Source organism: Mesorhizobium sp. M5C.F.Cr.IN.023.01.1.1 (assembly GCF_003997585.1).
Lineage (GTDB): Bacteria > Pseudomonadota > Alphaproteobacteria > Rhizobiales > Rhizobiaceae > Mesorhizobium > Mesorhizobium wenxiniae.
Map to the genome: position 1 here is coordinate 1 of NZ_RZSU01000186.1, position 6,990 is coordinate 6,990.

Annotated in this window: 7 protein-coding genes; 4 read left to right on the plus strand and 3 right to left on the minus strand. The window is 63.6% G+C overall.

Annotation, left to right across the window (positions count from 1 at the left end; all coding sequences use genetic code 11):
- Nucleotides 1-672, minus strand: a 672-nt coding sequence (locus tag EOA78_RS34440; protein ID WP_164784096.1) for an HAD family phosphatase, incomplete at its 3' end; no start/stop codon positions are given.
- Nucleotides 673-847: 175 nt separating this feature from the next.
- On the opposite strand from EOA78_RS34440, the gene EOA78_RS34445 reads away from it, so the two are divergent.
- Entirely contained in the window at nt 848-1,981 is a 1,134-nt protein-coding gene (locus EOA78_RS34445) for a site-specific DNA-methyltransferase (RefSeq protein ID WP_127320087.1), read from the plus strand.
- A 65-nt stretch (nt 1,982-2,046) separates the two neighbouring features.
- Here the strand turns inward: EOA78_RS34445 and EOA78_RS34450 are convergent, their stop codons facing one another.
- Both EOA78_RS34450 and mutY read right to left on the minus strand, forming a co-directional pair.
- The gene (locus tag EOA78_RS34450; RefSeq protein ID WP_127320089.1) at nt 2,047-2,658 is read right to left on the minus strand and encodes an HAD family phosphatase; all 612 of its coding nucleotides are present in this window, start codon (nt 2,656-2,658) and stop codon (nt 2,047-2,049) included.
- Nucleotides 2,659-2,704: 46 nt separating this feature from the next.
- Nucleotides 2,705-3,841: an A/G-specific adenine glycosylase gene (gene mutY, locus EOA78_RS34455; RefSeq protein ID WP_127320091.1), complete on the minus strand. Its 1,137-nt coding sequence runs from the start codon at nt 3,839-3,841 to the stop codon at nt 2,705-2,707.
- Between the two features lie 55 nt (nt 3,842-3,896).
- On the opposite strand from mutY, the gene EOA78_RS34460 reads away from it, so the two are divergent.
- The 3 genes from EOA78_RS34460 to EOA78_RS34470 form a co-directional block, all read left to right on the plus strand.
- Nucleotides 3,897-4,397, plus strand: coding sequence for a DUF721 domain-containing protein (locus EOA78_RS34460; protein ID WP_095486155.1), 501 nt, complete (start codon nt 3,897-3,899; stop codon nt 4,395-4,397).
- A gap of 130 nt (nt 4,398-4,527) precedes the next feature.
- On the plus strand, nt 4,528-5,256 hold the full coding sequence (locus tag EOA78_RS34465; protein WP_127320093.1) for a DsbA family protein: 729 nt from the start codon (nt 4,528-4,530) through the stop codon (nt 5,254-5,256).
- A gap of 117 nt (nt 5,257-5,373) precedes the next feature.
- Nucleotides 5,374-6,990, plus strand: a 1,617-nt coding sequence (locus EOA78_RS34470; protein ID WP_164784097.1) for a chromosome segregation SMC family protein, incomplete at its 3' end; no start/stop codon positions are given.

Here is a 6,990-nt window from a genome sequence, read left to right on the forward strand (position 1 = left end):
TTCCGACAGGGCGGCGATCACGCTTTTCAGCTCCGCCCAGCGGCGGATGACCGTTTCGGCGCCGGCCTCGGTCAGCGCGTCGGCATGCCCGGGATAGCTGTGCGCCGCTCCGGTGAAGCCGATCACACGCATGCCGGCTGTCCTGGCGCCGGTCACGCCGTGCACGGAATCCTCGATGACGAAGGTGTTCGCCGGGTCGGCCTTGAGCTTTTCCGCGGCAAAGAGAAACACGTCGGGCGCCGGCTTGGATTTTCCGCTCGGCGTTTCCAGCGAGGAAAAAATGTGCCCAGTGAAAAACGGCAGCAGACGCACCTTCTCCAACATGAATTCGATCCGCTCGGTGCGCGAATTCGAGCAGATGCAGCGCGGTGCTGTCACCGCGGCGACCGCCTCGTGCACCCCGTCGATGGCGCGCACGTCGCTGCGCAGCCGGCGGTCGACCAGCTCTTCGGCGCGGTCGATCAGCGCGGCCTGGAACGGGACGCGGGATTTTTCCTCGACCCGCATCATGATGTCCTTGAAGGTCAGCCCGGCATAGGTTTCGGAAAGCTCCTCGGCCGATATCTCGTAACCGGCCGACGTCAAAAGCTCGGCTTCGATGCGTGCGGCGATGATTTCGGAATCGACGAGCACGCCGTCGCAATCGAAGATGACAAGGTCTGGCTGGGGCATAGCGATCCGGAAAGCGGGAGGGAGGAGGCTGGGACGGTTCAGGCGGCGCGGCATACACCAACGGGCCCGGCTTCGCAAATTACCCGTGGTCCGCACCCTCGGCCTTCACCGAATATTTACGCTAATCGGTAACCATAACGGGGTGTAAACAGTAACGCGTTCTTTGGGTGTCACAATGTCTGCCGTGCGTCTTCTCGACGAGCTTTCCCACGCTCCCCAGCAATCTGAATGGCTGGATACGATCCTGAAGGGCGATTGCGTCGCCGCGCTCGACCGGCTGCCGGAAAAATCCATCGACGTGATCTTTGCCGATCCGCCCTACAATCTGCAGCTCGACGGCGATCTGCACCGGCCCGACCAGTCCAAGGTCGATGCCGTCGACGACGACTGGGACCAGTTTGCGAGTTTTGAGGTCTACGATGCCTTCACCCGGGCCTGGCTGCTGGCGGCGCGCCGCGTGCTGAAGCCCAACGGCACCATCTGGGTCATCGGCTCCTATCACAACATTTTCAGGGTCGGCGCCAAGATGCAGGATCTGGGGTTCTGGATCCTCAACGATGTCGTGTGGCGCAAGACCAATCCGATGCCGAATTTCCGTGGCCGCCGCTTCCAGAACGCCCATGAGACGATGATCTGGGCCTCGCGCGACCAGAAGGGCAAGGGCTACACCTTCAACTACGAAGCGCTGAAGGCGTCGAACGATGACATCCAGATGCGTTCCGACTGGCTGTTTCCGATCTGCACCGGCAGCGAGCGCCTCAAGAACGAAAATGGTGACAAACTGCATCCGACGCAGAAGCCCGAGGCGCTGCTCGCCCGCATTATGATGGCCTCGACCAAGCCCGGCGATATCGTGCTAGATCCTTTCTTCGGCTCCGGCACCACCGGCGCGGTGGCCAAGCGCCTCGGCCGCCATTTCGTCGGCATCGAGCGCGAGCAGGCTTATATCGACGCCGCCAACGAGCGCATCGATGCAGTCCGACCGCTGGATCGGGCTGATCTTACCGTACTTACCGGCAAGCGCGCGGAGCCGCGCGTTGCGTTCGTCAGCCTCATCGACACCGGGCTGATGGTGCCGGGAGCCACACTCTATGACGCCAGGAAGCGCTGGGCAGCCAGGGTGCGCGCCGACGGCACGGTGGCGGTCGGCGACAGCGCCGGATCGATCCACAAGATCGGCGCGGAGGTTCAGGGGCTGGATGCTTGCAACGGCTGGACCTTCTGGCACTATGAGCGCAGCGGCGGCCTGACTCCGATCGACGAGCTTCGCCGCATCGCCCGTCTCGGCATTGAGCGGGCAGGGGCCTGACGAACGGATCCTATGTGTCTGCCATGTTAAGCGGATTATCAATCGGCCTGTCGAAGCGATTCAAATCACACTCTGACCCCCAGCCCTCTGAGGTCCGCCTCGAGCGTCTTTGCGTCAGTGAACAGCACCGACTGCCAGCCTGCCGCCTTGGCGCCGTCGACATTCTTCTGGCTGTCGTCGATGAACAGCGTGGCCGCGGGCTCGAGGCCGAACGCGGTCACATGATGCTCGTAAATGCCGCGATCCGGCTTGATCATGCCGATCTCGCCCGAAATGGTCACACCGCGCGGACGGTTGAGAAAGTCGAAACGCTGCCGGGCTTCAGCCAGCGTGTCGGCGGCGAAATTGGTCAACATGGTGACGTCGTGGCCGCTCTCGATCAGCTTCTCCATGATCTGGACGCTGTCGTCATAAGCGTGCGGCACCATCTCGTGCCAGAGGCGACGGAAGTTGCGGATGTTGTCGGCGTGGTCCGGGTGTTCGGCGATCAGCAGCGCTTCGGCCTCTTCCCAGGTCCGGCCGCGGTCCTGCTCGATGTTCCAGTCATGCGTGCAGACATTGTCGAAGAACCATTTCCGCTCTTCGGCGTCGGGGATCAAGCGGCTGAAGGGCAAGTTCGGATCGTAGTGGATCAGCACTCTGCCGATGTCGAAGACGATGTGGCGGATTTCGGTCATTCTTGTCCTCGTTCAATGCAATTCAATGTGGGGCGATATGGGCGATTTAATGTGCGCGCTGCTTCTTCGTCGCGCCCGGTATCGCCGCTTCGATTACCTTTTTCATGACGGTGGGCAGCGCCTCGCCAGAAATTTCATGGGCCAGCGACCAGAAGTGCCCCGCAGGGGCAGCGCCATCGGTCACCGCTTTGAAGACGTCGAGTTCGAGCGCGAAATGGGTGAAGACATGGCCAATCCGGCCGGCCGGCCGCCAGTTGCCGGGGAAGGGCGCTGCCGCGTCCGTGATGGCGCCGTCGATCCGCGCGGTCCAGCCGGTCGTCGGTACTTCGGTCATGCCGCCGAGCAAGCCTTTATCCGCACGTTTGCGCAAAAGAATGGCGCCATCGTCACGTACGGCAACGAAGGCAGCCCCGCGCCGCAACGGTTTCTCGCTCTTCGGCAGGCGGACAGGAAAGCGCTCGGGATCGCTTGAAACAGTGGCGCTGCAATCCTCTCGCAGCGGGCACAGCATGCAACGCGGCCGGCGCGGCGTGCAGATCGTCGCGCCGAGATCCATCATCGCCTGGGCGAAATCGCCCGGTCTGGTCGCTGGAACCATGCGCTCGACATAGGCGCGTATGTCTCCCTTGGCTTCGCTCAGCGGCGTGGCGATCGAAAACAGCCGGGAAACGACCCGCTCGACATTGCCGTCGACGACCGCGGCGGGCTGGTCGAAGGCGATCGCCGCGATCGCCGCCGCCGTGTAGGCGCCGATGCCGGGCAGCTCTCTCAAGCCGGCTTGCGTATCCGGAAACCTGCCGCCTTGCCGTGCGACGAGATCGGCGCAGGCCTTTAGATTGCGCGCGCGGGAATAATAGCCAAGCCCGGCCCAGGCCTTCATGACATCCGCGGCCTGTGCCGCGGCCAGTGCATCGACATCAGGCCATTTCTCGAGAAAGGCCCGGAAATAGGATTTTACCGCTTCGACCGTGGTCTGCTGCAGCATGACTTCGGAAAGCCAGACGCGGTATGGATCGGGCCGTATGCCGCTTGCCAACTCGCGCGGCGCAACGCGCCACGGCAAGTCGCGGTGATGCGCGTCGTACCAGGCGAGCAGGCGGGACGCGATCTCGCCGCTTTCTCCAGACGCGGCTCTGCCGCTGTCTCCGGATGCGGTCTTGCGGGTCTGGTCGTGCAGTGCCATTGATCGAGGACTGGCCTAACCGATGCGTGGTGAAGGTCGTGACTGGAGAACGCACATGGCAGGGAAAAGGCCCTTCGGCAATCCCGTTCCGGTGAGTGATCTCGCAACCCAGATTCTCGATCCGGTGTTGCGGAAGCGGGCCGGCATGTCGATCGGGCTCGTCCAGTCCTGGGAGGAGATTGCCGGGCCGCGGCTCGCCAGCCGTTCGCGCCCTGAAAAGATCCAGTGGCCGCGCCGCATGCATGAAGATGATCCGTTCGAGCCGGCGGTTCTGGTCATCGCCTGCGAAGGCATGGCCGCGCTCCATCTGCAGCACGAGACCGGCGAGATCATTAACAGGGTCAACGCCTTCCTCGGCTTCAACGCTATCGGCCGGATCAGAATCGTGCAAAAGCCGGTGACGGCGGACAAAGGGCGGCCTAAACCAAGCTTTCGGCCGCTGACCGCGGCCGAGAAGGTGAAGTTGTCAGGCACTGTCGGAATGATCGAGGATGACGGGCTGCGCGCTTCGCTGGAGCGGCTCGGCGCCACCATTCTCGGTCAAAAGAAAGTATAATCTCGCGCTTTCGTGATCGCGCACACAAGATTTGGCGATTGGAATGGGGACGGCGATGCCTTAATTCGCGCCAACTCTCGCCTTCTCTAGTCTTTGCATTGCAAAATCCAACCATTGTCAGGTGATTCGTATGACTCGTCTTTTGTCCCGCAGGATCCTCCTGTCGTCGCTGGCCGCCATTCCGGCGGTGGCACTGCTCGCCGCCTGCAGCGACTCGGGTGAGAAGGCCGTGGCGCAGGATGCAAAGCCTGCGGCTCCCGCCGATGCGATGAAGCCGGCCACTCCTGCCGCGGCCAAGGCGCCTGAGGCCCAGGGCACGGTGGACATGGCGGCTCTGCTGAAACCCGGCGCACTGCCCGACGAGCAACTGGGCAAGGACGACGCGAAGGTCACCATTGTCGAATATGCCTCGATGACCTGCCCGCACTGCGCGCATTTCCACGAAACCACCCTGCCTGAGCTGAAGACGAAATATATCGACACAGGCAAGGCCCGCCTTATCTTGCGCGAATTTCCGTTCGACCCCAGCGCCGAGGCCGGTTTCATGCTGGCACGCTGCTCCAAGGACAATTATTTCCCGATGGTGGACGTTCTGTTCAGGCAGCAGGCGAACTGGGCAGGTGTTGCCAATACCAAGGACGCCCTGCTGCAAATCTCCAAGATGGCCGGTTTTACACAGGAGTCGTTCGAGGCCTGCTTGACGGACCAGAAACTTCTGGACGATGTGAGATCGGTCCAAAAGCGCGGCGCCGATGAATTCAAGGTCGACTCGACGCCGACCTTCTTTATCAACGGGAAGACCTACAAGGGGGCGCTGTCGATTGAGGAAATCTCGGCCATTATCGACCCTCTGCTCTGACGTTTCGGCAGCGCCGAAGCGGCTGCGCTTCGGCGTGCGCTACTTTTTGTTGTGCCGCGGATTCTGTTCGCAAAACCGCGGAACGCTTTTGCGGAACTTGGCTATGGGGCGGCGCGAATGAAGTTCTCGCGCCTTCGCCTGCTCGGTTTCAAGTCCTTCGTTGAACCCGGCGAGTTCGTCATCGAACGCGGCCTGACCGGCATCGTCGGGCCGAACGGCTGCGGCAAGTCGAATCTTGTCGAAGCGCTGCGCTGGGTGATGGGCGAAAGCTCGTACAAGAACATGCGCGCGTCCGGCATGGACGACGTCATCTTTTCCGGTTCGGGAACGCGTCCTGCCCGCAACACCGCCGAAGTCACGCTTTTCCTCGACAACAGCGACCGTAGCGCGCCCTCCGCCTTCAACGACGCAGACGAACTGCAGGTTTCGCGCCGAATCGAGCGCGAGGCGGGTTCGCTCTACCGTATCAACGGCAAGGAAGCCCGCGCCAAGGACGTGCAACTGCTTTTCGCCGACCAGTCGACCGGCGCGCGCTCGCCCTCGATGGTCGGGCAAGGCCGCATCGGCGAGCTGATCCAGGCAAAGCCGCAGGCGCGCCGCGCGCTGCTGGAAGAGGCGGCCGGAATTTCGGGTCTGCACACACGCCGCCACGAGGCGGAACTGCGTCTGAAGGCGGCCGAACAGAATCTGGAACGGCTGGACGACGTCGTCGGCGAGCTGGAAAGCCAGATCGAAAGCCTGAAGCGCCAGGCCCGCCAGGCCTCGCGCTTCAAGAACCTGTCGGCCGACATCCGCAAGGCTGAAGCGACGCTGCTGCATCTGCGCTGGACGTTGGCCAAAACACAAGAAGGCGAGGCGCGCTCGGCGCTGGCGATTGCTACGGCACTGGTTGGCGACCGCGCCGCCGCCCAGATGGCTGCCGCCAGGGAGCAAGGGATCGGCGCGCATCGGTTGCCGGAACTGCGCGATGCGGAAGCCGCCGCAGCTGCCGCCTTCCAGCGCCTGTCGATCGCCAAGACGCAGATCGAAGAGGAAGCGGGCCGCATCCGCGCCCGCCAAGCGGAACTCGACCGCCGGCTCCAGCAGCTCGACGGCGACATCACCCGCGAGGAGCGGATGGTCCGCGACAATGCGGATATTCTTGAGCGCCTCGCCGCCGAAGAAGCCGTGCTCAACACTGAGAACGCCGGCGCCGCCGACCGTGAGGCCAGCACCCGCGCGGCGGTCGAACAGGCGGCGTCGACGCTTGCCGCCAGTGAAGCCAAACTCGCCGGGCTGACGGCCGAACGGGCGGAGGCCGCCGCCTCCCGCAACCAGATCGAACGAACGCTGCGCGACACCGCTGAGCGCCGCGACCGTTTCGCCCGCCAGCTCGCCGATGTCGACCGGGAATTGTCCGATATCGCCTCCAGGGTCGCCGGCCTGCCCGATCCCGCCGAGAAGCAGGTTCTGGTCGAACAGGCCGTGGCGCTGCTCGAGGAGACCGAAGCCGCGGCGATTGCCGCCGAACAGGCTGTCGCCGAAGAGCGCGCGGCGGAAAGTGCCGCCCGCCCGCCCGTTCAGGATGCAAAGGCCGAGCTGGCGCGGATCGAAACCGAGGCCCGCACGCTGGCCAAGATCCTGAATGCCGCGAGCGGCGACCTCTTCCCCTCCGTCCTAGAGCAGATCAGCGTCGAACGCGGCTATGAGACGGCGCTGGGCGCCGCCCTTGGCGAGGATCTCGATGTGCCGCTC

Coding starts and splice junctions, on each gene's coding strand:
- EOA78_RS34445 (WP_127320087.1), top strand. CDS start 848: ATGTCTGCCGTGCGTCTTCTCGACGAGCTTTCCCACGCTCCCCAGCAA.
- EOA78_RS34450 (WP_127320089.1), bottom strand. CDS start 2,658: ATGACCGAAATCCGCCACATCGTCTTCGACATCGGCAGAGTGCTGATC.
- mutY (WP_127320091.1), bottom strand. CDS start 3,841: ATGGCACTGCACGACCAGACCCGCAAGACCGCATCCGGAGACAGCGGC.
- EOA78_RS34460 (WP_095486155.1), top strand. CDS start 3,897: ATGGCAGGGAAAAGGCCCTTCGGCAATCCCGTTCCGGTGAGTGATCTC.
- EOA78_RS34465 (WP_127320093.1), top strand. CDS start 4,528: ATGACTCGTCTTTTGTCCCGCAGGATCCTCCTGTCGTCGCTGGCCGCC.